The organism is Methylobacterium sp. OAE515 (genome assembly GCF_041806315.1).
Taxonomy (GTDB): domain Bacteria; phylum Pseudomonadota; class Alphaproteobacteria; order Rhizobiales; family Beijerinckiaceae; genus Methylobacterium; species Methylobacterium tardum.
Map to the genome: position 1 here is coordinate 2,520,536 of NZ_JBGMUV010000001.1, position 24,473 is coordinate 2,545,008.

The following is a 24,473-nucleotide window of genomic DNA, read 5'->3' on the forward strand; positions in this document are numbered from 1 at the left end:
ATTACTGGACGGTCGTGCCGATGGCGGCGCGCTGCGGCAGCAGGCGGTCGAGGTTGAGCCGCTGGACGGCGACCATCAGGACCACTGTCAGAATGGCGGTGATGACGGCGGTGAGAACCAGGGCGCCGGTCCCGGGCAGGCGCCGGGTGCGCTCGGCCAGACCGCGCATTTCCGTCCGGAGCGCCGCGAGGTCGGATTGGCGCGCGGATTCGTTCATCCGGTTCGCGGCATTCTCGACTTTGTCCTCGACGCGGGACAGCAGCGCCTCGGAGCGGGCGTACTTGTCCTCAATACGCGAGCACTTGTCCTCGATCCGCGCGAGCTGGTCGAAGAGCTGATTGGCCGGGAGCGCGTGCGACGGCGTAGTGTTGGCCGGGGCAACGGTCGCGGTGGGCGGTGGCGGGGCCGGCCGCGGTGCGGGCGGCACGAGTTCCGGCCCGGTTGACGTGCCCTGCGAAGCGTCGGTCATCCCTGAAGAGTCCCTGGTTCGAAGTAAGGCCGTCCGATGGAAGGCGCGGCCGCCGGCCTCTCACGAGGCGGCGACCGCGGCAAGGCAGTTCAGATGAGTTTGGCCATCGCCACGGCCGTGTCGGCCATGCGATTCGAGAAGCCCCACTCGTTGTCGTACCAAGTCAGGATGCGCACTAGCACGCCGTCCATCACCTTGGTCTGGTCGAGGTGGAACGTCGACGAGTGCGGATCGTGGTTGAAGTCGATCGAGACGTTCGGCCGGTCGGTCACGCCGAGCACGCCCTTGAGCGGGCCCGCAGCGGCCGCCTTGATGGCGTCGTTGATCTCCTGAACCGTGGTCGCGCGCTTGGCCGTGAACACGAGGTCCACCGCCGAGACGTTGGGGGTCGGAACGCGGATCGCGGTCCCGTCGAGCTTGCCCTTGAGTTCCGGCAGCACGAGGCCGACCGCCTTGGCGGCGCCGGTCGAGGTCGGGATCATCGAGAGCGCCGCGGCGCGGGCCCGGTAGAGATCCTTGTGCATCTGGTCCAGCGAGGGCTGGTCGTTGGTGTAGGAGTGGATCGTGGTCATGAAGCCGCGCTCGATGCCGACGGCCTCGTCCAGCACTTTCGCCACCGGGGCGAGGCAGTTCGTGGTGCAGGACGCGTTCGAGACCACGAGGTGCTCGCGCGACAGCTTGTCGTGATTGACGCCGTAGACCACCGTCAGGTCGGCGCCGTCGGCCGGGGCCGAGACGAGGACGCGCTTGGCGCCGGCGTCGAGATGGGCCGTGGCCTTGTCCTTCGAGGTGAAGATGCCAGTGCATTCCAGCGCGATGTCGACGCCGAGATCGCGGTGGGGCAGCTCGGCCGGGTTGCGCACGGCCGTGACCTTGATGCGCTTGCCGTTCACCACCAGGAACTCGCCGTCCACAGCGACCTCGCCGGGGAAGCGGCCATGCACCGAGTCGTAGCGGAGCAGGTGGGCGTTGGTCTCCACCGGGCCGAGATCGTTGATCGCCACGACCTCGATGTCGGTGCGGCCGGCTTCCGCGATCGCGCGCAGGACATTGCGGCCGATGCGTCCGAACCCGTTGATGGCAACCTTCGTCACGGCGTGACTCCTTCCTGATGCGGCGCACCACGCGCCGGACCGCTGGGTGCGGTCCGCGGGGCGGTCTCGGCGGCCCGCCGCCGTGCCGGGCGGATCTGGGCGGGCGGGTTTGAACCTGCGATGAACCGGCCCGGGTTAAGCCGCGCTCCGCCGCCAGGGACCGTCGAAGCGGACGGCGCAGGCTGAGGCCTCGGGACTGTCACGGATCGGCTATCCGGCCTGTCTCGCGCGGACCCTCTCGGGAGCGCGCGGCTGTCTAGCATGGCGCCCCTAGCTGTCAAACGCGCGGCCATGACAAACCTCATCGATCCACCGACCAATAAACAAGGATTGCCACGTTCCATTACGCGGCCGGATCGATCACGGTGCGGGACGCCATTTCGGACTGGAAATCCAGCAGCATTCGACGGAAAGCTTCGCGTCGAGGCGGACACAACACCATGGCCGACGCGACCGAACCCGATTCCATCGATGAAGCCCTCGCGCGTCTCGACGCGGCCCTGAGCCGCCTGGACGCCATGGTCGTCCGCCGGATCGAGACGGCGGCCCAGCCCGACGACCGGGACACCGAGCTCGCCCTCATGGACGAGGATCGGGCGCGCCTGGCCGCTGCCCTCGACGCGGCGAGCGCCCGCCTCGCCGAGGTCTCGGCCACCACCGGCGAGGTCGGCCACCGGCTCGACCGCGCCATCGAGACCGTCCAGGATGTGCTCGGACGGGCCTGAGGCGGACGGCCCGGTCGTCTGAGCGTTCATCCGAGCAGCCCGTCGGAGCAGCCCTTGCCGCAGATCAACGTGACCATCGACGGCCGCAGCTACCGCATGGCCTGCGGAGCGGGCGAGGAAGACCATCTCACCGGCCTTGCCGAGACCCTGGACACGCGCATCGGCGAGATGCGCAAGAATTTCGGCGAGATCGGCGACATGCGCCTCCAGGTGATGGCCGCCCTCACGATGGCCGATGAAGTGTCCGAATTGCGTGGACGGCTCACGACGCTGGAGGCGCAGGTGGCCGAGCTGCGCCAAGCCACGGAGACCGCCGACCGCGGGCGCGCGGAGGATGCCGAGCGGGCCGCGACGGGGATCGGCCGTGCGGCCGAGCGGATCGGCCGGCTGGCGGATGCGCTGGGGGGATCCGCCGCGCGCGGTTGAGCGCGACGTCGATCGGCTTCGCTATCCGTGAGGTCGGATGACCGGCCGGCTCCGCGTCTCGCCGTCCCAGTTCCGCGCTGGGGCAGAAGCACGCCCGGCAACGCGTCTCAGCCGGTCTCGGCGATGTAGCGGCCGAGGGCGGCCGCAGCCCGGAGCATGTGGGCGCGCATGCGGCGCGCCGCCGTCTCGCCGTCCCCTTCCGCGATCGCCGCCAGGATCTCGCCGTGCTCCTCCCGCGAGCGTCGGATCCGGTCGGCGTGGCGCAGCTGCGTGCGCCGGAAGGCGGCGAGGCGCTCGCGGATCGCCAGCGCCTGCTCGGCCATGAAGCCGTTGTGGGTCGCCGTGTAGAGCGCTTCGTGGAAGGTGCGGTTGAAGCGGTCGTAGACGTCGACGTCGCCCGCCTCCACCGCCTGGGCGGATTCCTCGTGCAGCTCCATGAGCTGCCCCCGCTCGAGCGGCGTCATCCGGTAGGTGGCCAGCCGCGCGCACATCGCCTCGATCTCGGCGGTGGTCTCGAACATGTCGGCGATCCGCTGCGGCGTTAGGCGCACCACGACGACGCCCCGACGCGGCCGGATCTCCACCAGGCCCGAGGCCGCGAGCTGACGCAGGGCCTCGCGAACGGGCGTGCGCGAGGCGCCGTAACGATCTGCGAGGTTCTGCTCGTCGAGGGCCGTGCCGGCCGCGATCGTCCCCGACGCGATCGCGTCCGTGAGCGCGTCGCGGATCCGGTCCGAGAGCAGCCCGCTCTCGATCTTCTGAAAATCGCCGTGCATCCGCCGATCCTAGACCATCCCGCGAGCGGCGACTGCCAGTCTTCGTGTCAGACGAGGCGGGACCACAGCCTAATCCACAGTGTCGGATCAGGGAACGGCACGGTTCCATGCGCGGCCGCAGACCTAACCGACGAGGGCGCGCACCGTCAGGAACAGGAGCGAGGGCCCGACGAGGCAGCCGATGCCGGTGTGGAACGTCGCCGTGAGCGCGCCGTAAGGCACCAGCTTCGGATCGGTCGCCGCGAGACCGCCCGCCACCCCGCTCACCGTGCCCATCAGCCCGCCATACGCCATGGCCGAGCGCGGATTGTCGAGGCCGATCAGCCGCGCCACCAGCGGCGTCCCGACCATGACCATCACCGCCTTCGTCACGCCGGTGGCGATGGACAGCGCCATCACGGTGGAATCCGCGCCGATCGCCGCCCCGGTGACCGGGCCGACGATGTAGGTGATCGCCCCCGCGCCGATTGTCGTGATCGAGACGGCATCGTGATAGCCGAACGCCACGGCGGTCAGCGTCCCGACGATGAATGGCAGGATTGTGCCGAGGGCGAGCGCCAACACGCCGAGCAGGCCGGCCCGCCGGGCTTCGATCACATCCACCTCGAAGGCCGTGGCGACGATGGCGAAGTCGCGCAGCATCGCCCCACCCATGAGGCCGATCCCGGCGAGCGCCGGGATGTCGGCGAGGCCCTTCTTCCCGCCCGTGTAAAGCCCGCCGACATAGGCCAGCACCAGGCCCAGCACGATCGCGATGGCCGAGCCGTGGACGCGGCCGTTGGTGAGGTGCTTCGCGGCATAGTTCGAGACGAGGATCAGCGCTCCGACAACCGCGAAGGCGGCCACGAGGCTCTGCTCGATGAAGACATGCTCAACGCCGTGCCAGATCTCGTGAACCATGGCGTTCAGCCCTCCCTGGCGACGACCGGCGCAGCCCGTGCGACGTCGGGAGCGTCGGCATCCCCGCCGATCACCGATCCACCGTGCGCGACGGCGGCGCTGCCCGGATCCCGGCGGCCGATCCGGCTGAGCAGGGCCACGGCGCCGAAGCACAGCACCAGCGACCCGGTCGCCGCGATCAGCACGATCGGGCCGCCGCCGACTGCAGCCACTACGTTCTGCTGGGCCGCCATGGCGACCACGATCGGGATGTACATGCCCGCCCAGAATTCGACGCCGAACTGAACGCCTTTGGTCAGGCGCCCCCGGCGGGAGAGCCAGAGCCGCGCGGCGATCAGCAGGATCATGGCGATGCCGACGCCGCCGACATTGGCCTTCACACCGAGGACAATGCCGAGAAGGTCACCGAGGTATACGCCGATCAGCGTGCAGGCTGCGAGCAGGGCGACACCGAGGACGATCATCGGCGTTGACCCTTCAGCAGGGTCGTCCATCCGGCCCCGTGCGGCAGCCGCGGCGACGCGCTCGTCATGGAGCGTCTCCTTCCCGAGTCGGCCTGACGGCTGTTGCAGTCAGTATGCAGAACGTTGACAAGATCGCAATCCCGTATACGAAACCGTGATCGGCCAGGATTTGAAAATACCGAATGGACTGCTATGTCCAGTTCGGTACACTCATTGGAGCGCGCAAATGAGCGAGTGGCGCGGCGAGAAGCTGGCCCGCGATGCCCGCATCCAGGCGGGTCGCGCCCATGCGCAAGGCAAGGTGGTTCCCGCGCGTTCCGTCGTGGATCTGCTGGAGGCGATCCTGCGGCCCGGCGACCGGGTCTGCCTCGAAGGCGATAACCAGAAGCAGGCCGACTGCCTCGCCCGCGGCCTCAGCGCCTGCGATCCCGGGAAGGTCCATGACCTGCACATGGTTCAGTCGGGGATCGTCCTTCCGGAACATCTCGACGTGTTCGAGACCGGCATCGCCAAGCGGCTCGACTATTCCTACTCCGGTCCGCAGGGCGGACGCATCGCCAAGATGCTGTACGGCGGTCAGATCGAGCTCGGGGCGGTTCACACTTACCTGGAGCTGTTCGCCCGCTATTTCGTCGACCTGACGCCCAACGTTGCGCTGATCGCGGGCGTCTCGGCGGACCGGGACGGCAACCTGTATACCGGGCCGAACACCGAGGACACGCCCACCGTCGTGGAGGCGACCGCCTTCAAGAACGGCGTCGTGGTCGCGCAGGTCAACGAGATCGTCGACCGGGTCCCGCGGGTCGACATCCCGGGCGACCGGGTCGATTTCGTGGTCGAGGCCGACACGCCGTTCTACGTCGAGCCGCTGTTCACCCGCGATCCGGCGGCAATGACCGAGACGCAGATCCTGATCGCCATGATGGCGATCAAGGGGATCTACGCCGAGTACGGCATCAAGCGGCTCAACCACGGCATCGGGTTCGGCACGGCGGCGATCGAGCTGCTGCTTCCGACATACGGGGAAAAACTTGGCCTGAAGGGCAAGATCGCCACCCATTGGGCGCTGAATCCGCACCCGACCCTCATCCCGGCGATCGAATCCGGCTGGGTCAAGCAGGTCCACTGCTTCGGCTCGGAGGTCGGGATGGATCGCTACATCCGCGAGCGGCCCGACATCTTCTTCACCGGTGCGGACGGAAGCCTGCGCTCGAACCGCGCCTTCTGCCAGACCGCCGGCCTCTATGCGTGCGACATGTTCATCGGGGCGACGCTCCAGATCGACCTGATGGGCCATTCCTCGACCATCACCCAGTCGCGGGTCGCGGGTTTCGGCGGCGCCCCCAACATGGGCTCAGACCCGCACGGCCGGCGCCATCCGTCCGATGCCTGGATGAAGGCCGGCCGCGAGGGCCAGATCGTCGGCGATCCCGCGCTGATGCGCGGCCGCAAGCTCGTTGTGCAGCTGGTCGAGACCTTCGGCGACAAGCTGGTGCCGACCTTCGTGGAGAATCTCGACGCCCTCGAACTGGCCAGGAAGATCGGCCTCGAGCTCGCGCCGGTCATGATCTACGCGAACGACGTCACCCACATCGTTACCGAGGAGGGCATCGCCAACCTCCTGCTCTGCCGCGACGCCGACGAGCGCGAGCAGGCGATCCGGGGCGTGGCCGGCTACACCGAGGTCGGACGCGGCCGCGACCGGGCGAAGGTCGAGGAATTGCGCGCCCGGGGCGTGATTCGACGTCCGGAGGATCTCGGCATCGAGCCGCTGGACGCCGACCGGGCGCTGCTCGCCGCGAAGTCGATCAAGGATCTCGTACACTGGTCGGGCGGCCTCTACGAGCCGCCTGCCAAGTTCCGGAACTGGTAGAAGGTGAACCTTACCCTCACTGCTCCCATCGCTCCCCTCATCCGGAAGTGCCCGCGTGAGCGGGCCGCGAAGGAGGGCGCCAGGAACCGCAGTGGCATGGGGAGGGCTCCTTCGAGGCCTCCATTTCGCTTCGGCACCTCAGGATGAGGTGTTCTGTTTGGATCAAGGATCCTCTTGCACGGACGCGGCCATGGAATCCCTGACCTTCCGCCACACCACCAAGAAGCCGCTGCCCGGCTCGGTGCCGAACGCGATCACCGGCGTCGTGGCCTCCGGCAATCTGGAGATCCTGCTGGAGCGGGTCCTGCCGCCGGACGCCTGCGAGGTGTCCATCGAGACCCCGATCGCCGGCTACGGTGACGTCTGGGCGGCAGTGGTGGCCGATTTCATCGCCCGGGCGCAGCCGGGCGGCCTCCGCATCAGCATCAACGACGGCGGTGCCCGTCCCGACACGGTGTCGCTCCGCCTGCTCCAGGGCGCGCGGCTGATGGAGGCCTGACCATGGCTGGCAACCGCACCGCGAGCATCGATCCGGATGCCTTGAGTTGGTACGAAGCGACCGCTCGTCAGCGCGTGGTGGCGCTCACCGACCCGGGCAGCTTCCACGAGTTCCTGCCGCCGACGGAGCGGCGCATGAGCCCGCATCTGCCGCTGTTCGACCTGCCGCGCGCCTTCGATGACGGCATCGTGGTGGGCCGCGCGCGGCTCGACGGCAGCCCGATCCTGATCGCCGCTCAGGAAGGCCGCTTCATGGGCGGGGCCTTCGGCGAGGTGCACGGCGGCAAGCTGGTCGGATTGCTCCGGGCGGCGTTGGCGCTGAAGCCGACGGCGGTGCTGATCCTGTTCGACACTGGCGGCGTCCGTCTTCAGGAGGCCAATGCCGGCGAGACCGCCATCGCGGAGACCATGCGGGCCATCGTCGAGGCCCGCGCAGCCGGGATCCCGGTGATCGGGCTGATCGGCGGCCGGGCCGGCTGCTACGGCGGCGGCGGCCTGATCGCCGGGACCTGTTCGCGGCTGGCCGTCTCGGAGGGCGGGCGGATCTCGGTGTCCGGCCCCGAGGTCATCGAGACCAACAAGGGCGCGGAGGAGTTCGATTCCCGCGACCGGGCGCTCGTCTGGCGCACCATGGGCGGCAAGCATCGCCGCCTGATCGGGGGTGCCGACGCCTTCTGCGCCGACTCCGTCACGGCCTTCCGTGCGGCCGCCGTCGATCTCGTTGGCCGCGCGCCGGCCTTCGATCTCGACACGCTCGAGGCCGAGCAGGCGCGTCTCGAAGATCGGATCGCGCGCTTCGGCGATTGCCGCGACGGGACGGATGTCTGGGCGCGTCTCGGCGTGAACGATCCGGGGACGGTGCCCGGGATGGACACCAAGGCGTTCGACGAGACCGTGGCCCGGGTCAGGGAGGCCGATCATGACGCTCGCTGAGATCCTCGCCTCACTGTTCCCGGAGGAGCATGCGGTGACGGTCCGCGATGGCCTCGTGTTGGGCAGCGGCCCGTTCGACGGCGGCCGGATCCAGGTCGTGGGCGTCTATGGCGACACGCCCCTCGGCGTCGAGGGAGCGCTGTCGCTGTCGCGCGCCGTGCTCGACACGGTGCGGGCGGGCGAGCAGGTGCCGATCCTGGTCGTGGTCGATTCCGACAGCCAGCGCATGAGCCGGCGGGACGAGCTTCTGGGCCTCAACGAATGCCTCGCGCATCTCGCCAAGGCTCTGCTCCTCGCCGACCGGTCAGGGCATCCGACGGTCGGGCTGATCTACGGCCATTCAGCCGCAGGCGCGTTCATCGCCACCGCGCTGGCAACCCGGGTTCTGGCGGCGCTTCCGGGTGCCAACCCGAGCGTGATGGACCTGCCCTCGGTCGCCCGAGTCACGAAGCTGCCCCTGGCGAAGCTTCAGGAGATGGCGAAATCGACACCGGTCTTCGCGCCCGGCCTCGACAACATGGTGGCGACGGGGGCGGTGCACGCCGTCCTTGAACCGGAGAAGTCGCTGGCCGGCCAGATCCGCGATCTCATCGCGGGGATGGAGCCCGGCGACGTGCGAGATCGCCTCGGCGAGGAGCGCGGCGGCCGTCCGGTGGCCCGCGGCGTCGCGGCGGCCGTGGCCGATCAGGCGCGCCTTGGCTGAGGGCTACAGCCGCCACGACCTCGTGCGGGCTGATCCGACGGCTTGGGCCGCGTGGCTGGCGTCGCGCCCCGACCTTGCGGGTGCGCCGCATCTCGACGGCTGGGCCGCCGCCGGTCGGCCATTGATTGTCCGCCGCCGGAACCCGGGGGAGGGCAGTGATGCCGTTCCTCTCGGCCTGCCGCTGCCACCCGCCGACGGTAAGCGGCGGATCGGGCTCGCCCTACCGTCAGCGATGCTGTCGCCCATGGTGGCACCGGATCTCGCCGCTTCCGGGCGACATGCTCCCGCCGCGTGGCAACCGTCCATCGGCGCCCTGGTCGAGGTCGGCCGCCACCACGCGATCGTGCCGCGGCCGTTCGGCGCCCTGCTCTGGCAGGCCCTGACCGGCCTGACCTATCTCAGCGCAAGTTCCGACCTCGACCTGCTCTGGCCGTGCGCCACGGGCGTGCCGGCCGGCCTGCTCGACCGGATCGGCTCTGTCGCGGACTCGGCTTCCATGCGCATCGACGGGGAGATCCTGCTGCCGGACGGCACCGGTGTGCAGTGGCGGGAACTGCGCGACGCGCCGGAAGGCGGATCGGTCGTGGCCAAGAGCCTGGACCGGGTCGCTCTAGTGCCGGCAGCCGCGCTGCGGGCCTCGATCCGCCGATGACGCTGGCGATCCTGCTCTCCGGCCAGGGCGGCCAGCATCCGGGCATGTTCGACCTCACGGCGGACCGACCCGAGGCTCAGGCGATCTTCGCCGCCGCCATGCCGCTCCTCGGCGGCACGGATCCGCGCGACATCGCCAGGACCGGCGGCGATGAGCTGCACGCGAACCGCACGGGTCAGATCCTGTGCTGCGTGGCAGCGCTCGCCGCCTGGAGCGCCCTGGGCTCCGCACGACCGGCCCGCGCCATCGTGGCCGGCTACAGCATCGGCGATCTCGCCGCGTGGGGTGTCGCCGGACGCTTCGAACCGGACGTCGTCCTGACGCTCGCCGCGCGTCGGGCCGAGGCCATGGACGCCGCCACCGGCCAGGGATTCGGGCTGGCAGGGATACGCGGCCTCCGGCTCGATGTTCTGGAAACGCTCGCGGCCCGCCATGGATGTCACCTCGCCATCCGCAACGCCCCGGATAGCGGCGTTGTCGGCGGGCGACGGGACGCCCTCGACGCCCTGTGCTCCGAGGCGAGCGGGTCGGGGGCGCAGCGGGCCGTCATCCTTCCAGTCCAGACCCCCTCCCACACGCCGCTCCTGTCGGCGGCGACCGACGCGTTCCGGGACATCCTGGCCACTGCGAATCAGATGCGCCCCCCAGTCGGTGCGCCGCGCCTGATCAGCGGTCTCGACGGAGGCGCGGTTTTCCGGGCCGAGGCGGGTCTGGAAAAGCTCGCGATCCAGATCTCGCGGACGATTGACTGGGCCGCTTGTCTGGAAGCCTGCGGCGAATACGGCGCCGACCGGGTTCTAGAACTCGGTCCCGGTCACGCCCTGGCGACCATGGCGCGATCGGCGTTGCCGGAGGCGCGCGTTCACGCCCTGGAGGAGTTCCGGTCGATTTCCGGCGTCGTCGACTGGCTGTCTTCCGGATGAGACACGCGAACCAAGACTGAAAAATATTGATCGATCAGCATCGATATACACTCACAACGGACATCCTCCGCGGATCGGCGGCAATCAGCTTCGGAAGATGTTGAGGTCTGGCCGCTCCTTGACGCGGATGCGCTCGCGGTCGTAGCAGCCGGTCAACTTTGGAACGAGACGGGTTCATGACGGCCAAGCGAGCGCTGATCACAGGTGTGACGGGCCAGGACGGCGCGTATTTGGCGCAACTGCTCCTGGAGAAGGGTTACGCGGTCACCGGCATCGTGCGCCGTTCCAGCCATGCCGGCGTCTTCGACCATCGGTTGAAGTGGCTCGGCATCCTGGACGAGGTCGAGCTGGTCGACGGCAACCTGCTCGACCAATCCGCCCTGCTACGCATCGTCCAGGCCGCCAAGCCCGACGAGATCTACAACCTCGCCGCTCAGTCCTTCGTCACCTCCTCCTGGCAGCAGCCGCTGCTGACCGGGCAGGTGACGGGGCTCGGCGCCGTGCACATGCTGGAATGCCTGCGCTCGGTGGCCCCGCAGGCGCGCTACTACCAGGCCTCGACCTCGGAGATGTTCGGGCTGATCCAGGAGGAACGCCAGAGCGAGACGACGCCGTTCTACCCGCGCTCGCCCTACGGTGTGGCCAAGCTCTACGCACACTGGATGACGATCAACTACCGGGAGAGCTTCGGGCTGCACGCCTCGAACGGCATCCTGTTCAACCACGAGAGCCCGCTGCGCGGCGTGGAGTTCGTGACCCGCAAGGTCACGGACGCGGTGGCGCGGATCAAGCTCGGCAAGCAGAAGGAGCTGCGGCTCGGCAACATCGACGCCAAGCGCGACTGGGGCCATGCCCGGGATTACGTGAAGGCGATGTGGCTGATGCTGCAGCAGGACCGGCCGGACGATTACGTGATCGCCACCGGGCGGACCACGACGGTTCGGGACATGTGCGCCATCGCGTTCAAGCATGTCGGCCTGAATATCGACGACCACCTGGTCATCGACCCGGCCCTGTTCCGGCCGGCGGAGGTGGAGGTGCTCCTGGGCAACCCCGCCAAAGCGAAGGCGACCTTCGGCTGGGAGGCGCAGACCAGCCTGGAAGCCCTGATCACCGAGATGGTCGACGCCGACATCCGCCGCCTCAGCGCAAACGCCTGAGCGGCCGGGCTCGCCGCCGCCCGCCTGCCGGTCCATATGGCGGGCATCTCAGCCCGGAGATGCACGCCGTGAAGACCTATCAGCTCTACATCGACGGTGAGCACGTCGATCCGGTCGAGGGCTCGTGGTTCGAGTCGATCGATCCCTATCGCGGTGAGGCCTGGGCCCGGATACCGCGCGCCTCACGCGCCGATGTCGACCGGGCCGTGGCCGCGGCCAAGCGCGCCATGTGGGAGGGGCCCTGGGCCACCATGACCGCTTCGGCCCGCGGCAAGGTGCTGCGGCGGATCGGCGACCTCGTCGAGCGGGAGGCCAAGGCGCTGGCCGAGGTCGAGGTCCGCGACAACGGCAAGCTCTTCGCCGAGATGTACGGCCAGACCCGCTACCAGCCAGAATGGTGGTGGTACTACGCGGGCCTCGCCGACAAGGTCGAGGGCGCCCAGGTGCCGATCGACAAGCCCGAGACCTTCGCGTTCACCCGGCACGAACCCGTCGGTGTGGTCGGGGCGCTGACCGCCTGGAACTCGCCTCTGCTGTTCGTGGCCTGGAAATGCGCGCCCGCGCTCGCGGCCGGCTGCGCGGTCGTGGTGAAGCCCTCGGAATTCGCCTCCGCCAGCACGCTGGAATTTGCGCGCCTGACCAAGGAGGCCGGCCTTCCGGACGGGATGTTCAACGTCGTCACCGGATACGGCGGCGAGGCGGGGACCGCCATTGTCGAGCACCCGGACGTCGCCAAGATCACCTTCACGGGCTCGGACGTCACCGGCGCGAAGGTCTACGAGGCGGCCGCGCGCCAGATCAAGCGCGTCTCCCTCGAGCTCGGCGGCAAGTCGCCCAACATCGTCTTCGCCGATGCCGACCTGAAGGCGGCCGCGGCGGGCACGATCTCAGGGATCTTCGCCGCCACCGGGCAGACCTGCATCGCCGGCTCCCGGCTCCTCGTGCAGAACAGCATCCGCGAGGAATTCGTCACGCGGCTGGTCGAGCTCGCCCGCACCGCCAAGCTCGGCGATCCCATGCAGCCCGACACCAACATCGGACCGATCACCACGCCGCCGCAATACGCGAAGGTGCTCGACTACATCGCGCTGGCCAAGAGCGAGGGCGCGCGCTGCGTGTTCGGCGGCAACCCGGCCACCGGACCCGGGGTGATCGGCGGGCAGTTCGTCGAGCCGACGATCTTCATCGGCGTCACCAACGACATGCGCATCGCCCAGGAGGAGGTGTTCGGCCCGGTCCTGTCGATCATCGGCTTCGACGACGAGGCGGAGGCACTGAGAATCGGCAACGACGTGATCTACGGTCTGGCGGCCGGTGTCTGGACCCAGGATATCGGCCGGGCCATGCGCATGTCGAAGGGATTGCGGGCCGGCACCGTCTGGGTGAACACCTACCGGGCGGTGAGCTACATGATGCCGTTCGGCGGCATGAAGCGCTCCGGCATCGGCCGCGAGAGCGGCATCGAGTCGATCCGCGAGTTCCTGGAGACCAAGAGCGTCTGGATCTCGACCAGCCGCGATACGCCGGAGAACCCGTTCGTGATGCGGTGACGCCAGACGCCGCGTCACCCGAGGCGAAGCGGAGTCTGCTTGGGTCTCACACCGCCTTCAGAAGCCACCGCAGCGGCAGCGCCACGGCGGTGAGGCCCCCGACGCCGCCGGCCCACAGAACGATGAACCAGCCCAGCCGGCGCAGGGATGAACCGGGTTTCGTCTCCGAGGTCATGGCCCGCTCTCCTAGTGGTAGCCCGGGGCGCCGGCCGCGACCTTGCCGCGGAACAGCCAGTACACGTAGCCGGTATAGGCCAGCACCATCGGGACCAGCACGACGGCGCCGGCGAGCAGGAAGGCCTGGCTGCTCGGGTGGGTGGCCGCGTCCCAGATCGTGATCGCCGGCGGGACGATCACCGGCCACAGGCTGATTCCGAGCCCGACATACGACAGCAAGAACAGCCCGAGCGCGCACAGGAACGGCATCACCTCGGCGCGCCGCTCGAGGGCCACGAAGAACCGCCAGGCCAGGAGCGCGACCAGGATCGGGACCGGCGCGGCGAGCACGAGGTTCGGCCAAGCGATCCAGCGGGCCCTGAAGGCCGCGCTCAGGAACGGCATGGCGGCGGAGACGATCACGATTGCCGCCAGGGTGACGAATCCGAGCCGCCGCGCCAGCCGGTAGGCCCGAAGCTGGAGTTCCCCGTCGGTCTTCCAGATCAGCCAGCACGCGCCGAGCAGGCCGTAGCCGGCGACGAGGGCGGCCCCGGTCAGGAGCGAGAACGGTGTCAGCCAGTCCCACCAGCCGCCCGCATAGGCGCGGCCCTCCACCCGGATGCCCTGGACCAGCGCACCGAGGCAGATGCCCTGGCAGAAGGCCGCCACGTAGCTGCCCCACGAGAAAGACCGGTCCCACAGAGCTTGCGATCGCACGGTCGCGGCGCGGAAGCGCATCTCGAAGGCGACACCGCGGAACACAAGGGCCAGCAGCATCAGGATCAGCGGCATGTAGAGCGCCGGCAGGATGGTGGCGTAGGCGAGCGGGAAGACCGCGAACAGCCCGCCCCCGCCGAGGATGAGCCAGGTCTCGTTGCCGTCCCAGACGGGGGCGACCGTGTTGACCATGACATCCCGCTCCGCCTTGCCGCGGACGGCCGGAAACAGGATCCCGACCCCGAGGTCGAAGCCGTCCATCACCACGTAGAGGAAGACGGCCGTCGCGATGAGCAGCGCCCAGATGAGCGTGAGATCGAGGGACATCGGGTTTACTCCGCGGGCTGGGCGAGGGGACGGCCGGCCGCCTGCGCACCGGCGATGAGCGCGGGTGCGGGGGTGATCCCGGCGGTGCGGATCGGCTGATCGGTGGGCGGCCCGGGCTCGTGGGCGTGGGGCGCCTGGTTGAACAGGTGCAGGAGGTACCAGATGCCCGCCCCGAACACCGCGAGGTAGACGATCGCGAAGGCGGCCAGCGAGGCGGCGACGGCCGGGGCCGCCACCGGGGAAACGCTGTCGGCGGTGCGCAGGACGCCGTAGACCGTGAAGGGCTGCCGGCCGGCCTCGGTCACTGTCCATCCGGCCGTGACCGCGATCAGTCCGGACGGCCCCATGGCCACGGCGAAGCGGTGCAGCCACCCGGTATCGTAGAGCCGGCCCTGCCGGCGCAACCACAGCCCCGCGAGGCCGAGCGCGATCATCAGAAGGCCGAGGCCGACCATCACCCGGAAGGACCAGAACACCAGCGGCAGGTTCGTCGGCCAGGTCTCCCGTGGCATGTCGTTGAGGCCGCGGACCTCACCGTCGAGATCGTGCGTCAGGTAGAGGCTGGCGAGGCCGGGTATGCCGATGCGATCCCGCACCATTCCGGCCTCCGCGTCGGGCCAGCCGAACAGGATCGCGGGCGCGCGCCGCTCCGAATCGAAGTGTCCTTCCATGGCGGCGACCTTGGCCGGCTGATGCTGGTAGGAATTGCCGCCGTGCAGGTCGCCGATGATCATCTGGGCCGGTGCCACGACGGCCGCCATCCACATGGCCATCGAGAACATCAGCCGGGCGCGCGGATTGGCACGGTCGCGCAACAGGTGCCACGCGCCCACCGCTCCGATAATCATCGCGGTGGTAAGATAGGCGCCCGTGACCGTATGGGCGAAGCGGTACGGGAAGGACGGGTTGAAGACGATCGCCCACCAATCGGCCGGGGCGAAGCGCCCATCCGGCCCGACCACGTGGCCTGTCGGCGTCTGCATCCAGGAATTGGCCGACAGGATCCAGAAGGCGGAGGTGAGCGTGCCGCCGGCCACCAGGCAGGTCGCCAGGAAGTGCAGACGCTTGCCCACCCGTTCCAGGCCGAACAGCATGACGCCGAGGAAGCCGGCCTCCAGGAAGAAGGCGGTGAGGACCTCGTAGCCGAGAAGGGGTCCGAGCACCGGCGCGGTGCGATCGGCGAAGACCGACCAGTTCGTACCGAACTGGTAGCTCATGACCAAACCCGAGACGACGCCCATCGCGAAGGCGATGGCGAAGATCCGCAGCCAGTAGCGGTAGGTATCGAGGTAGACGGCCTTCCCGGTCCGCAGCCAGAAGCCCTCGAGCACCGCGAGATAGCTCGCAAGCCCGATGGTGAAGGCCGGGAACAGGAAGTGCCAGACGATCGTGAGCGCGAATTGGGTTCGCGCGAGGTTGACTGCACTGGGCAGTTCGAGGGCGGACATCGCGGTCTCCGGAGGAACGGACCCGCGACCTCTGGCGCGCTCCGGGGAGCCGTTCCTTGATCCAGCGCAAAGCCTGACCCGGCACAGGCAGGCGGCGGGCTCGGCCTCGCCCTTTGCGCTGGATCAAGGCTCCGCCCGACGGCTGCGCCGACACTGCTGCCCCGGGGCCGGACGACAGGTCCCGAGGAGGCCGCCATGAGCTACGCCAACATCCTCGTCTCGGTGGATCTCGCTGAGACCGCACCCGACCGCATCCGCCTCGCGGCCAGCCTCGCGCGCCGGTTCGATGCGGATTTGACCGGGGCCGCCGCCGCGGAGGTCCCGGCGCCGCTGTTCGCGCACGATATCCGCGACGCGCAGGCCCAGTTCGACCGCGCGCGGGGGGAGATCCTGCAGGAGCTCGAACGGGCTCGCGACGTCTTCGCCCGATGTGCCGGGGAGACCGCCCGGACCGATTGGCGCGGTGCCACCGAAAGGCCCTTCGTCCACATCATTGAGCAGGGCCGGGCCGCCGACCTCCTGGTGGTCGGACGCTCTGCTCCGGGCGACCTCGATCCGGGCCCGCTCGGCTTCGCGCTCGGTCCCATTCTCATGGAGGCCGGCCGGCCCGTCCTGGTGGTCCCGCCCCGGGTGGCCGACCTGTCGGGACGGCGCATCGTCGTGGCGTGGAAGGATACGCCGGAGGCACGCCGGGCCGTCTCCGGGGCCCTGCCGTTCATCCGCTCGGCCGATCAGGTCTTCGTGGTGACGGCAGGCGAGGGCGCCCGGTTCGAGGGCGCGCAGGATGTCGCCCGCCATCTGGCGCGCCACGGTGCTTCGGTGACGACGCACCTGCTGACCACGACCGTGAGCGACGGCGAACCGATCCTTCGGTTCGCCCGCGAGCAGGAGGCCGACCTGATCGTCATGGGTGCCTACGGCCATTCCCGCCTTCGGGGATGGGCCTTCGGCGGCGCGACCCGAGACGTCCTTCAGAGCACCGCGATCTGCTGCCTGATGGCGCATTGAGAGGCGCCGCTCAGCTGGCGGCCAGCTGCTCCAGCCGGGCGGCGTCGACGAGCCGCACGCCGCCCGGCACGATCAGGATGGCCCTCTCGCGATCCAGGCGGGTGAGCATCCGGCTCACCGTCTCGATGGTGAGACCCAGATGGTCGGCGATGTCCTGGCGGCCCATGGGCAGCTCAAGCGTCACCGAGGTGAGCCCGATCCGCGCGTAGCGCGCCCGCAGGCCGAGCAGGAAGGCGGCGACCTTTTCCTCGGCGGTCCGCCGCCCGAGGAGCATCATGTGGTCTTGCGCCAGGGTGAGTTCATAGCCGGCACTCTCGTGCAGACGCCGCAGCAGGTGCGGCACGTCCTCGACCAGCGCCGTGAATGCGCGGCGATCGAAGCGGCACAGCGATACGGGCGAGAGCGCCTCGGCCGTGACGGTGAAACGCTCCGGAAGGGCGAGGCCGAGGAAATCGCCGACGAGCGCGAAGCCCATCACGTGGCGGCGCCCGTCGGGGAGGAGGCGGGACAGACGGATGGTCCCCTCGGTGACGTTGTAGACGGCGTCGGCCCGATCATCCTGAGCGAACAGGATCTGCCGCGGATCGAGCGCGATCCGTTGGCTGACCGCCTCCAGGCGCTCAAGCTCCGGACCGGTGAGTGCGGCGCAAACGCTGATCATGCGGACATCGCAGGCGGCGCAGCCGCCTTCGGACCGACCGTGCAGGCATGCGTGGTCCCGCCCCGGATCCGCACCGGCATCGGGCTCCGGACTCGCGGGCCGGACAGTCATTCCGAACTCCTACGGGCCGCGGGATCGCAGCCGTGGCGCGAGCAAACGCCCGTTCAAAACGCGCCCAGGTTGACGCGCGCTGCATAGCAGATCGAGGCCCCGCGCGACAGGTCCGGGAGGCAGGAGCCTCGGGCCCGGCTACTTCGAGAATTGCATGGTCGAGATCCGGTCCGTTACCAGCGTGAACGGCACCCAATCGTATTGCGGCACCGGCCGATGCGCGATCAGCGCCAGAGCGTCGTCGATCGCCCGGCGGCCCTGCAGCGTGGCGTCCTGGTGAAGGGTCACCGCCAAGCGTTTCTGCTGCATGGCCTGCATGGCGTCCGCGATTGCACCGATACCGCCGATCAGGATGCGCCCCGCGGGGAGCCCCGACGCCTCGACGGCGTCCGCGGCGCCGAGCGCCATCGCGTCGTTGCTGGCGGCGATCGCATCGATGCCGGTGCCGTCGGCGAGCCATCCGGAAACCAACGTGCTGGCTTTCCTCCGCTCCCCATCGGCGGCGCCTTCGGCGACGAGTTGAAGGCCCGGAAACGCGGCCATCACTTCCTTGATGCCTCGCGTTCGAAGGATCGAGCCCGCGTCGTCGGGGCGGCCGGATAGGATCGCGAGGCGTCCTTTGCCGTTCATCATCTGGGCGAGCTTGCGCATCTGCAGCCGGCCCGCCACGAGGTCGCTCGGGATTACGAGAGCGATCCGCCCGGCCAACCAATCCTTGCGCGGCCCGTCGTTGATGTAGACCAGCGGGATGTCGGCCTCGCGGGCCAGGCGGGTAATCGTGACCGTCACTGCCGGCACGACCGGCATGACCAGCAACGCGTCGACCTTCGCGGTGATGAAATTCCGGACCTGCGCGATCTGCTGCTCGGCGGCCCCTTCGGGGGCATAGGCAAAGCGTAACAGGAGGCTCCGGGCTCTCGCGTGCTCCTCAAGGCTGTCGTGCAGACGCGGCATCGACGCAACCGGCAGGGTCATTGCGACGCCGAATGTGGTCGCGATGGCCTGACCCGCGCCGCATGCGAGCGCCGCCAGGGCACCTCCGAAGAACCAGGCGAGCAGCCAGGCAATTCGTGTCCGGCTCATGCGGCATGTTCCATCGTGACCGGGCCTCGTCACGGGTCAGGCGACCCGGATGCTGTCGAGGATGCGGGCGGCCTCGTCGCTCAGGCGCTCGGCGTCGCGCGACAGGGCGCTGGCCTGGTCCAGCATCCCGATCGCTGCCGCGCCCAGAGTTTCAGCGGTCTCGGCGAGGCCGGCGCTGTGTGCGCCGACCACGCCGGTACCCTGGGCGGCCTGCGCGACGCGCACGATCTCCCGGGTCGCGGCTCCCTGCTCCTCGACCATAGCGGCGATCGAGGCGGCGGCCTGATTCAAGTCGTCGACCCGGGCGGTGATGTCCGTCATGGCACCGACCGCTTCGGCGGTGGAGCTCTGGATGACGGCGACGTGTCGCGTGATGTCGTCGGTCGCCTGCTTGGTCTGTCCTGCGAGGACTTTGACCTCGGCGGCCACCACCGCGAAGCCTCTTCCGGCCTCCCCGGCCCGGGCCGCCTCTATCGCGGCGTTCAAAGCGAGGAGATTGGTCTGCGCCGCAATTTTGGCGATGATCCGGACGACGTCCCCGATCCGTTCCGCGGCGCCGCTCAGTGCCTGGACGCGCGTCGTCGTCCGCTCCGCCTCGATGGCGGTACCGCTGGCCATCGCGGCCGTCATCTGGGCCTGGCGCCCCGCTTCCTGAACCGAGGTGCCGAGTTCCTCGGCGGCGGCCACGATCGATCGGACATTGGAGCCGACCTCCTGGGCGGCAACCACCGTGCTCGACCGGGTCACGGTCTCCCCCGCCGCAGACTGCATCCGGTCGGCCGTCCCGCGCAGCTCGGCCGCAGCCAACGCCACCGTCCCGACGATCTCGCACACCGCGGATTCGAAATCCGCCGCCACTGCCTGCATCGCGATCCGGCGCTGCTGCTCGACCGCGACGCGCGTCCGATCGGCCTCCGCCTCGCGCGCCCGGGCTAGCAGCACGCTCTCCCGGAATACCCGCAGCGCGCCGGCCATCGCGCCGAGTTCATCCTGCCGCTCTGCGGCCGGAAGTGCCACGGCGAGATCGTTCGCCGCCAAAAGCTGCATTGCGCGAGTCATCGCGGCGATCGGCGCAGCCACTCTGCGCAGGATCAACCAGGCGATCCAACCCGTGAAGGCAGCAGCCACAGCCACGGCCTCGGCGACCGACAGCCGCGCACCGATGCCTACCGCATCCGCTTCCGCGGCCTGTTCGACGGCTCTGGTCTGGCGATAGGTCAGCACATTGTCGATCGCCTTCGAGAAATCCGCCGAATCGATCTGCAGAGCGTTTGTGATCACGCTGCCGGCGAGTTCCATCTCACCGGCCTGGTCCAGGGCGGCTGCCTCGGCCTCAACGGCCAGGAAATGCTGCCAAGCCTCCCGCAGACCATGGGCGAGCCGCTGCTCCTTCGGTCCGGTCACCGTCGGCGCGTAGGCGCTCCAGGCCTCCGACAAGGCTTCCTGCGCCCGGGCGCTCTGTGCGCGGAAGGTCCGGCGGCTCTCGTCGGACGACGCGGTGTGGGCCAGGACGTCGAGGGCGCGCAGCTCCTGGCTCAGTTGTTTCATGGTTCCCAGGATCGCCACCGCTCTCATCTCTGCGGCGACGGAGCGATTCACGTCGTTGATCAGGCCGAGACGGCCAATCGAGAACGCCCCGATCGCCATGAACAGACCAAACAGAACTATCGCGGACCCAATGATGATCGCCCGGAGTCCGACGGACGATCTCCGCGCGGATCCGGATTTAAAAATCAACATCCAAGTTATTCCGGACCATTTTTACGTTCTGTAGCCGTTCCACAGCAGAAAATCAAATTCCGATCAATTATCAATAGATCATCGCTATGCGATAAGTTTCGAAGCGACCGAAGCGATGGAAAGGATATATTGAAAAAGTATGGTCTTATAGAGCGCGCAGTCGTGCAGGCTGCGCAATGATTCGAAGGGGGTTGGTCTCAAGTCACTGAATCGTCCATGCGCCCTCATGACCTGCGCACGCGACAAGGGCCGGACGCGGGGGCACTCGGCTCCTCCGATCGATCAAGTGCGACGGATGCGTCGGTTGACGCGTCGGGCGAGCCGGTCGCCTGCCATCTGGACCGCCTGGACAAGCAGGATCAGGACGACCACGACGGCGGCCATCATCTCGGGCCGGAAACGCTGGTAGCCGTAGCGGATCCCGAGATCCCCAAGGCCGCCGCCCCCGACCGCGCCAGCCATCGCGGAATAGCCGATAAGCGAGACGACAGCTAGGGTCAGCCCGAGCACGATGCCCGGCAGCGCCTCCGGGATCAGCACCTTGCGGATGATCTGTGCCGGGCTCGCTCCGAAGGCGCGGGCCGCCTCGACGAGCCCGTGATCGACCTCGCGGATCGCAGCTTCTACGAGACGCGCAATGTAGGGAGCTGCCGCGACCGTAAGCGGAACGGCGGCGGCTCCGGTCCCGAGCGACGTGCCGGCGACGAGGCGGGTGAACGGGATGATTGCCACGACCAGGATGATGAAGGGCGTTGAACGCGTGGCGTTGACCACGAGCCCCAGGGCCGCGTTCAGGGCCGGCGCGGAGAGGAGCTCGCCCCGCCGGCTCGTGGCCAAGAACACGCCCAGCGGCAGCCCGACCAGGGTCCCGATGACGGCGGAGAGCGCCACCATCGTCAGGGTGTCGCGCGTCGCTTCGGACAGGAGCCCGAGATAGTCAGGCGACACGGACTGCCTCCTCTGCCCGATCGAGGTAGCCGAGGAGGTCCGCCGTGGCCGCCGCCGCACCGAGGAATGCCTGGGCCCGGGCGACGACCTCCGGTCCCGGGGACAGCGCGACGACGAGCGTGCCGAACGGCTGGCCGCCGATCTCGTCCACGGTGCCGGCCAGGATCGCCGCCTCGATCCCGGTCTCACGGGCCAGTCGCGCAACGAGCCCCGCATCGCCGCCGGGCCCCTGGAAGTGAAGCCGCAACACCGGTTCGGCGCCGGGGCGCGGCGCGGCGCCGATCCGCGCGGCAAGGCCCGGCGGCAAGGCGAGCCCGGACTCGGTGGCCAGAAGACGACGGGTGATGTCGGATCGCGGCCGGGTGAAAACCTCGAAGGCCGAACCAGCCTCTACGATGGCGCCTCCCTCGATCACGGCAACCTCATCGGCGACCGCCCGGATCACCGACATCTCATGGGTGATCAGGACAATCGTGAGCCCGAGGGTCACGTTGATCCGCTTGAGCAAGGTCAGGATCGACCGGGTTGTCTCGGGATCGAGCGCCGATGTGGCTTCATCCGAGAGTAGAACCTCCGGCCCGGTCGCAAGCGCCCGCGCGATCCCGACCCGCTGCTTCTGCCCGCCCGACAGCTCGGCCGGATAGCGGGCCGCCTCCGCGTCGAGGCCCACCAGCGCGAGAAGCTCCGCGACCCGCTCGCGGATCGCGCCGCGTTTCCAACCCGCGAGTTCCAGGGGCAGGGCGACGTTGTCGGCGGCGCTGCGCGACGAGAGCAGGTTGAAATGCTGGAAGATCATGCCGACCCGGCTCCGGACCGTGCGCATCTCCCGCTCGGTCAGCCGCGAGACCTCCACGTCGCCGATGAAGACGCGTCCGCTGCTTGGACGCTCCAGGCCGTTGATGAGCCGGATCAGCGTCGACTTGCCGGCGCCGGAGCGCCCTATGATCCCGTGGATGGTACCGGCCTGCACGGTGAGGTCGACGCCGGCGAGCGCCGTGATCGGGTCCGCACCGCCCGGGATCGGATAGACCTTCGACACCTGCTCGAATCGAATGAGCTTTGCGCCGGCCTGGCGATCAGGCGGCGGCGATACGGACGCGGCCAAACGGGTCTCCCTCGTCGGGACGCGCCGGTCCGCGACACGTCGGGAAGGTTGGACTTTGTTTATCCGTTGGCCGCTTGCCCAGGGTCAAGGCGAGCAAAGGCCAAAGCTTTCCGGCACGCGAGATCAGGCCCACTGATCAACCGGTGCTTTGGAGAACAATCTCCCCGCTGCAAGATCGTGGCGGCTTCCGAGGCTCAATCCGATCTCGCGCAAAGATCGGAATTTCTGTCGTGCCACGATCGAAAACATCCGAAGCCGCGGATCAAGCTACGGCGAGCCTAGGGGCTGCCGTCACGCGGCTCGGACCGGGATCACCGATCCCTTGTAACGATCCTGGATGAAACGGGCGACCTCAGCCGACGTCAGCAGTGAGGCGAGGCGCTGGATCCGCTCGTCCTTGGCGAGGGCCTGCGTCGTGACGAGGACGTTGGCGTATGGATTGCCCTCGGCGCGTTCGAGCGCCAGCGAATCGCGGGCTGGGACGAGGCCGTATTCCAGCGCGTCGTTACCGTTGATGACCGCGAGCGCGACATCGTCCAGGGAACGGGGCAGTTGCGACCGCGCGACCTCGACAAACCGCAGGTCTTTCGGATTGTCGGCGATGTCCTGCAGGGTGGCGAAGGCCCCCGCATCGCTGGACCGAAGGCGGATCAGTCCGTTCGCCTGGAGGAGCTTCAACCCGCGCGTGAAGTTGGTCACGTCGTTCGCGACGGCGACCCGGGCACCCTTGGCCACTTCCGCCAGCGTCTTCACGCGCCGCGCGTAGATGCCGAGCGGCTCGACATGGACGGTGGCGACCACCGCGAACTGAACCCCCAGTTCCGCCTCCTCGGCGCGGAGATAGGGGACGTGCTGGAAGAAATTGGCATCGGCATCGCCGTCCCGCAGGAGCGCGTTCGGCCGGACGTCGCCGCTGATCTCGATCACCTTCAGGGGAAAGCCCGGAGCGAGCGTCCCGGTGACGTATTGCAGGATCTCCGCATGCGGCACCGAGGAGGCAATCACCCGCAAGGGAGCCGCCGCCAGAGCTTTGGTCGCCGACAGGGCCAGCGCTCCAGTCAGGACCGAGCGTCGCGTCGTCATCATCGTACCTCGTTCTTGTTGGGAGCGATGTCGGGGGTTGGAGGCGATCAGACCGCCAAGTCGGCCAGGATCGCCGGCCGGTGCTGGATCGGATGATCAAGCGTGAGGGCGCAGCGTTGCATCCGGCCCGACCGCGGATTGATGCCGGCCATCGTGCAAAGGCTCTCGCGGCCGGTGAACCGGAGCGAGGCGCGGGAGCGCGGCTTCACGAGACGGAACGGACACGCAACCCTCCAACCGGCGCTTGTGCCGATCTGTTATGGGATTACGGTCACGATAGGCCGCCCGGACGGGAATGTGCTCCCAAATTAGGCCGCATCGGCGAACAGCTTCGCTCCCAGCCGCCAGGCCTGGAGTGCGAACCGGTCGCCGATGGCTGGAGGCTCCAGCGCAAGACGGCCGGAGGATCAGGCGCGCTTCAGCCTCTCCGAAGAATCGAGGCCGATGAGCAGACCTCAGGCCCGGCGTGCGGCCGGACCGCTCTCAGAGTGGCCGGCTCCGCCGCTCCTGCAGCCACAAAAGCCCGGCCAAGCCCATCCACGGGCAAACGAAGACTATGAAGGCGAGCAGCCCCAAGGCGGACCTCCCGGCATACCGTGACTGACCTCAGGAAACGTCGGCGGACTTAGCGGGATCCCGTTGACTCGCGACCGCGCGGGCTTGGCGCGCCATGGCGATCAGCTCGGCGGCGGTGAGGCCGCGCGGCGGCAGCACGGGGACCGGATCGATCGCTCGCAGCGGCCGCGGTGCCGGAGGGAGCGCCGCAGCGCGTCCTGGCCAGAGCCGCTTGAGTCGCCCAGCCTTCCGCACGGTTTGATCCACCACGCATTCATCTCCCGCAAACCACGTCCAGCTACGGGTAGGTGAGAGCCGCGCGCTGGGTAAGCCTGAGCGGAACAAGGGTGAGTCCGAGCCCCGGCGTGAGCGGTATGCGATCGCC

Annotated in this window: 25 protein-coding genes; 11 read left to right on the plus strand and 14 right to left on the minus strand. The window is 68.9% G+C overall.

Annotation, left to right across the window (positions count from 1 at the left end):
- Window position 1: 1 nt before the first annotated feature.
- Window positions 2-469 carry a hypothetical protein gene (locus ABIE45_RS12325; protein WP_192706975.1) on the minus strand — a complete coding sequence of 156 codons (468 nt, stop codon included), beginning with the start codon at window positions 467-469 and terminating at the stop codon, window positions 2-4.
- Window positions 470-558: 89 nt separating this feature from the next.
- Window positions 559-1,563, minus strand: coding sequence for a type I glyceraldehyde-3-phosphate dehydrogenase (gene gap / locus ABIE45_RS12330; RefSeq protein ID WP_192706976.1), 1,005 nt, complete (start codon window positions 1,561-1,563; stop codon window positions 559-561).
- Between the two features lie 440 nt (window positions 1,564-2,003).
- Here gap and ABIE45_RS12335 point away from each other — a divergent pair, with 440 nt between their 5' ends.
- Both ABIE45_RS12335 and ABIE45_RS12340 read left to right on the plus strand, forming a co-directional pair.
- Entirely contained in the window at window positions 2,004-2,288 is a 285-nt protein-coding gene (locus ABIE45_RS12335; protein ID WP_192706977.1) for a DUF4164 family protein, read from the plus strand.
- A gap of 54 nt (window positions 2,289-2,342) precedes the next feature.
- The gene (locus tag ABIE45_RS12340; RefSeq protein WP_192706978.1) at window positions 2,343-2,714 is read left to right on the plus strand and encodes a cell division protein ZapA; all 372 of its coding nucleotides are present in this window, start codon (window positions 2,343-2,345) and stop codon (window positions 2,712-2,714) included.
- A 107-nt stretch (window positions 2,715-2,821) separates the two neighbouring features.
- Here ABIE45_RS12340 and ABIE45_RS12345 read toward each other — a convergent pair whose 3' ends face one another.
- The 3 genes from ABIE45_RS12345 to madL form a co-directional block, all read right to left on the minus strand.
- Window positions 2,822-3,490 (minus strand): GntR family transcriptional regulator, encoded by a 669-nt coding sequence (locus ABIE45_RS12345; RefSeq protein ID WP_192706979.1) that lies wholly within the window; start codon window positions 3,488-3,490, stop codon window positions 2,822-2,824.
- Window positions 3,491-3,613: 123 nt separating this feature from the next.
- On the minus strand, window positions 3,614-4,378 hold the full coding sequence (gene madM, locus ABIE45_RS12350; protein ID WP_192707374.1) for a malonate transporter subunit MadM: 765 nt from the start codon (window positions 4,376-4,378) through the stop codon (window positions 3,614-3,616).
- A 17-nt stretch (window positions 4,379-4,395) separates the two neighbouring features.
- Window positions 4,396-4,854, minus strand: a complete 459-nt coding sequence (gene madL, locus ABIE45_RS12355; RefSeq protein WP_192706980.1) for a malonate transporter subunit MadL — start codon at window positions 4,852-4,854, stop codon at window positions 4,396-4,398.
- Window positions 4,855-5,080: 226 nt separating this feature from the next.
- Between madL and mdcA the strand changes: the two genes are divergently transcribed.
- The 8 genes from mdcA to ABIE45_RS12395 all read left to right on the plus strand — a co-directional run bounded on the left by mdcA (window position 5,081) and on the right by ABIE45_RS12395 (window position 13,146).
- The gene (mdcA, locus tag ABIE45_RS12360; RefSeq protein WP_192706981.1) at window positions 5,081-6,727 is read left to right on the plus strand and encodes a malonate decarboxylase subunit alpha; all 1,647 of its coding nucleotides are present in this window, start codon (window positions 5,081-5,083) and stop codon (window positions 6,725-6,727) included.
- A 190-nt stretch (window positions 6,728-6,917) separates the two neighbouring features.
- Complete coding sequence (mdcC, locus tag ABIE45_RS12365; RefSeq protein WP_192706982.1) at window positions 6,918-7,226, plus strand: malonate decarboxylase acyl carrier protein; 309 nt, start codon at window positions 6,918-6,920, stop codon at window positions 7,224-7,226.
- Window positions 7,227-7,228: 2 nt separating this feature from the next.
- On the plus strand, window positions 7,229-8,158 hold the full coding sequence (locus ABIE45_RS12370) for a biotin-independent malonate decarboxylase subunit beta (protein ID WP_192706983.1): 930 nt from the start codon (window positions 7,229-7,231) through the stop codon (window positions 8,156-8,158).
- A complete protein-coding gene (mdcE, locus tag ABIE45_RS12375; RefSeq protein ID WP_192706984.1) occupies window positions 8,145-8,861 on the plus strand; it encodes a biotin-independent malonate decarboxylase subunit gamma in 717 nt (238 codons plus the stop codon). The genes ABIE45_RS12370 and mdcE overlap by 14 nt, the downstream gene beginning before the upstream one ends.
- Entirely contained in the window at window positions 8,854-9,513 is a 660-nt protein-coding gene (gene mdcG, locus ABIE45_RS12380; protein WP_192706985.1) for a malonate decarboxylase holo-[acyl-carrier-protein] synthase, read from the plus strand. Before mdcE ends, mdcG begins: the two co-directional genes overlap by 8 nt.
- On the plus strand, window positions 9,510-10,436 hold the full coding sequence (locus ABIE45_RS12385) for a malonate decarboxylase subunit epsilon (protein ID WP_192706986.1): 927 nt from the start codon (window positions 9,510-9,512) through the stop codon (window positions 10,434-10,436). The genes mdcG and ABIE45_RS12385 overlap by 4 nt, the downstream gene beginning before the upstream one ends.
- Window positions 10,437-10,612: 176 nt before the next feature.
- On the plus strand, window positions 10,613-11,596 hold the full coding sequence (gmd, locus tag ABIE45_RS12390) for a GDP-mannose 4,6-dehydratase (RefSeq protein ID WP_192706987.1): 984 nt from the start codon (window positions 10,613-10,615) through the stop codon (window positions 11,594-11,596).
- A gap of 68 nt (window positions 11,597-11,664) precedes the next feature.
- Entirely contained in the window at window positions 11,665-13,146 is a 1,482-nt protein-coding gene (locus tag ABIE45_RS12395) for an aldehyde dehydrogenase (protein ID WP_192706988.1), read from the plus strand.
- Between the two features lie 46 nt (window positions 13,147-13,192).
- On the opposite strand, the gene ABIE45_RS12400 is transcribed toward ABIE45_RS12395, so the two are convergent.
- The 3 genes from ABIE45_RS12400 to ABIE45_RS12410 are packed head-to-tail and all read right to left on the minus strand — an operon-like array spanning window position 13,193 to window position 15,794.
- Window positions 13,193-13,321, minus strand: coding sequence for a DUF2474 family protein (locus tag ABIE45_RS12400; RefSeq protein ID WP_192706989.1), 129 nt, complete (start codon window positions 13,319-13,321; stop codon window positions 13,193-13,195).
- Window positions 13,322-13,332: 11 nt separating this feature from the next.
- A complete protein-coding gene (cydB, locus tag ABIE45_RS12405; RefSeq protein WP_192706990.1) occupies window positions 13,333-14,346 on the minus strand; it encodes a cytochrome d ubiquinol oxidase subunit II in 1,014 nt (337 codons plus the stop codon).
- Window positions 14,347-14,351: 5 nt separating this feature from the next.
- Complete coding sequence (locus ABIE45_RS12410) at window positions 14,352-15,794, minus strand: cytochrome ubiquinol oxidase subunit I (protein WP_192706991.1); 1,443 nt, start codon at window positions 15,792-15,794, stop codon at window positions 14,352-14,354.
- 195 nt (window positions 15,795-15,989) lie between these two features.
- Between ABIE45_RS12410 and ABIE45_RS12415 the strand changes: the two genes are divergently transcribed.
- Window positions 15,990-16,802: a universal stress protein gene (locus ABIE45_RS12415; RefSeq protein WP_192706992.1), complete on the plus strand. Its 813-nt coding sequence runs from the start codon at window positions 15,990-15,992 to the stop codon at window positions 16,800-16,802.
- 10 nt (window positions 16,803-16,812) lie between these two features.
- Here the strand turns inward: ABIE45_RS12415 and ABIE45_RS12420 are convergent, their stop codons facing one another.
- The 6 genes from ABIE45_RS12420 to ABIE45_RS12445 form a co-directional block, all read right to left on the minus strand.
- Window positions 16,813-17,463 (minus strand): Crp/Fnr family transcriptional regulator, encoded by a 651-nt coding sequence (locus tag ABIE45_RS12420; RefSeq protein WP_373622319.1) that lies wholly within the window; start codon window positions 17,461-17,463, stop codon window positions 16,813-16,815.
- Window positions 17,464-17,712: 249 nt separating this feature from the next.
- The gene (locus ABIE45_RS12425) at window positions 17,713-18,657 is read right to left on the minus strand and encodes a substrate-binding domain-containing protein (RefSeq protein ID WP_192706994.1); all 945 of its coding nucleotides are present in this window, start codon (window positions 18,655-18,657) and stop codon (window positions 17,713-17,715) included.
- Window positions 18,658-18,693: 36 nt separating this feature from the next.
- Complete coding sequence (locus tag ABIE45_RS12430; RefSeq protein WP_373622320.1) at window positions 18,694-20,397, minus strand: methyl-accepting chemotaxis protein; 1,704 nt, start codon at window positions 20,395-20,397, stop codon at window positions 18,694-18,696.
- Between the two features lie 282 nt (window positions 20,398-20,679).
- Window positions 20,680-21,345, minus strand: coding sequence for a methionine ABC transporter permease (locus ABIE45_RS12435; protein ID WP_192706996.1), 666 nt, complete (start codon window positions 21,343-21,345; stop codon window positions 20,680-20,682).
- Window positions 21,335-22,450, minus strand: a complete 1,116-nt coding sequence (locus ABIE45_RS12440) for an ATP-binding cassette domain-containing protein (RefSeq protein ID WP_192706997.1) — start codon at window positions 22,448-22,450, stop codon at window positions 21,335-21,337. The genes ABIE45_RS12435 and ABIE45_RS12440 overlap by 11 nt, the downstream gene beginning before the upstream one ends.
- A 291-nt stretch (window positions 22,451-22,741) precedes the next feature.
- Window positions 22,742-23,536 carry a MetQ/NlpA family ABC transporter substrate-binding protein gene (locus tag ABIE45_RS12445; RefSeq protein ID WP_192706998.1) on the minus strand — a complete coding sequence of 265 codons (795 nt, stop codon included), beginning with the start codon at window positions 23,534-23,536 and terminating at the stop codon, window positions 22,742-22,744.
- Between the last annotated feature and the right edge of the window lie 937 nt (window positions 23,537-24,473).

What these genes read in the sequence shown, in the direction of transcription:
- ABIE45_RS12425 (WP_192706994.1), bottom strand. Translation starts at nt 18,657, where the DNA reads ATGAGCCGGACACGAATTGCCTGGCTGCTCGCCTGGTTCTTCGGAGGT.
- cydB (WP_192706990.1), bottom strand. Translation starts at nt 14,346, where the DNA reads ATGTCCCTCGATCTCACGCTCATCTGGGCGCTGCTCATCGCGACGGCC.
- ABIE45_RS12420 (WP_373622319.1), bottom strand. Translation starts at nt 17,463, where the DNA reads ATGATCAGCGTTTGCGCCGCACTCACCGGTCCGGAGCTTGAGCGCCTG.
- ABIE45_RS12415 (WP_192706992.1), top strand. Translation starts at nt 15,990, where the DNA reads ATGAGCTACGCCAACATCCTCGTCTCGGTGGATCTCGCTGAGACCGCA.
- mdcE (WP_192706984.1), top strand. Translation starts at nt 8,145, where the DNA reads ATGACGCTCGCTGAGATCCTCGCCTCACTGTTCCCGGAGGAGCATGCG.
- ABIE45_RS12385 (WP_192706986.1), top strand. Translation starts at nt 9,510, where the DNA reads ATGACGCTGGCGATCCTGCTCTCCGGCCAGGGCGGCCAGCATCCGGGC.
- mdcC (WP_192706982.1), top strand. Translation starts at nt 6,918, where the DNA reads ATGGAATCCCTGACCTTCCGCCACACCACCAAGAAGCCGCTGCCCGGC.
- ABIE45_RS12370 (WP_192706983.1), top strand. Translation starts at nt 7,229, where the DNA reads ATGGCTGGCAACCGCACCGCGAGCATCGATCCGGATGCCTTGAGTTGG.
- ABIE45_RS12400 (WP_192706989.1), bottom strand. Translation starts at nt 13,321, where the DNA reads ATGACCTCGGAGACGAAACCCGGTTCATCCCTGCGCCGGCTGGGCTGG.
- gmd (WP_192706987.1), top strand. Translation starts at nt 10,613, where the DNA reads ATGACGGCCAAGCGAGCGCTGATCACAGGTGTGACGGGCCAGGACGGC.
- ABIE45_RS12410 (WP_192706991.1), bottom strand. Translation starts at nt 15,794, where the DNA reads ATGTCCGCCCTCGAACTGCCCAGTGCAGTCAACCTCGCGCGAACCCAA.
- mdcA (WP_192706981.1), top strand. Translation starts at nt 5,081, where the DNA reads ATGAGCGAGTGGCGCGGCGAGAAGCTGGCCCGCGATGCCCGCATCCAG.
- ABIE45_RS12345 (WP_192706979.1), bottom strand. Translation starts at nt 3,490, where the DNA reads ATGCACGGCGATTTTCAGAAGATCGAGAGCGGGCTGCTCTCGGACCGG.
- ABIE45_RS12335 (WP_192706977.1), top strand. Translation starts at nt 2,004, where the DNA reads ATGGCCGACGCGACCGAACCCGATTCCATCGATGAAGCCCTCGCGCGT.
- madL (WP_192706980.1), bottom strand. Translation starts at nt 4,854, where the DNA reads ATGATCGTCCTCGGTGTCGCCCTGCTCGCAGCCTGCACGCTGATCGGC.
- ABIE45_RS12445 (WP_192706998.1), bottom strand. Translation starts at nt 23,536, where the DNA reads ATGATGACGACGCGACGCTCGGTCCTGACTGGAGCGCTGGCCCTGTCG.
- ABIE45_RS12325 (WP_192706975.1), bottom strand. Translation starts at nt 469, where the DNA reads ATGACCGACGCTTCGCAGGGCACGTCAACCGGGCCGGAACTCGTGCCG.
- ABIE45_RS12430 (WP_373622320.1), bottom strand. Translation starts at nt 20,397, where the DNA reads ATGTTGATTTTTAAATCCGGATCCGCGCGGAGATCGTCCGTCGGACTC.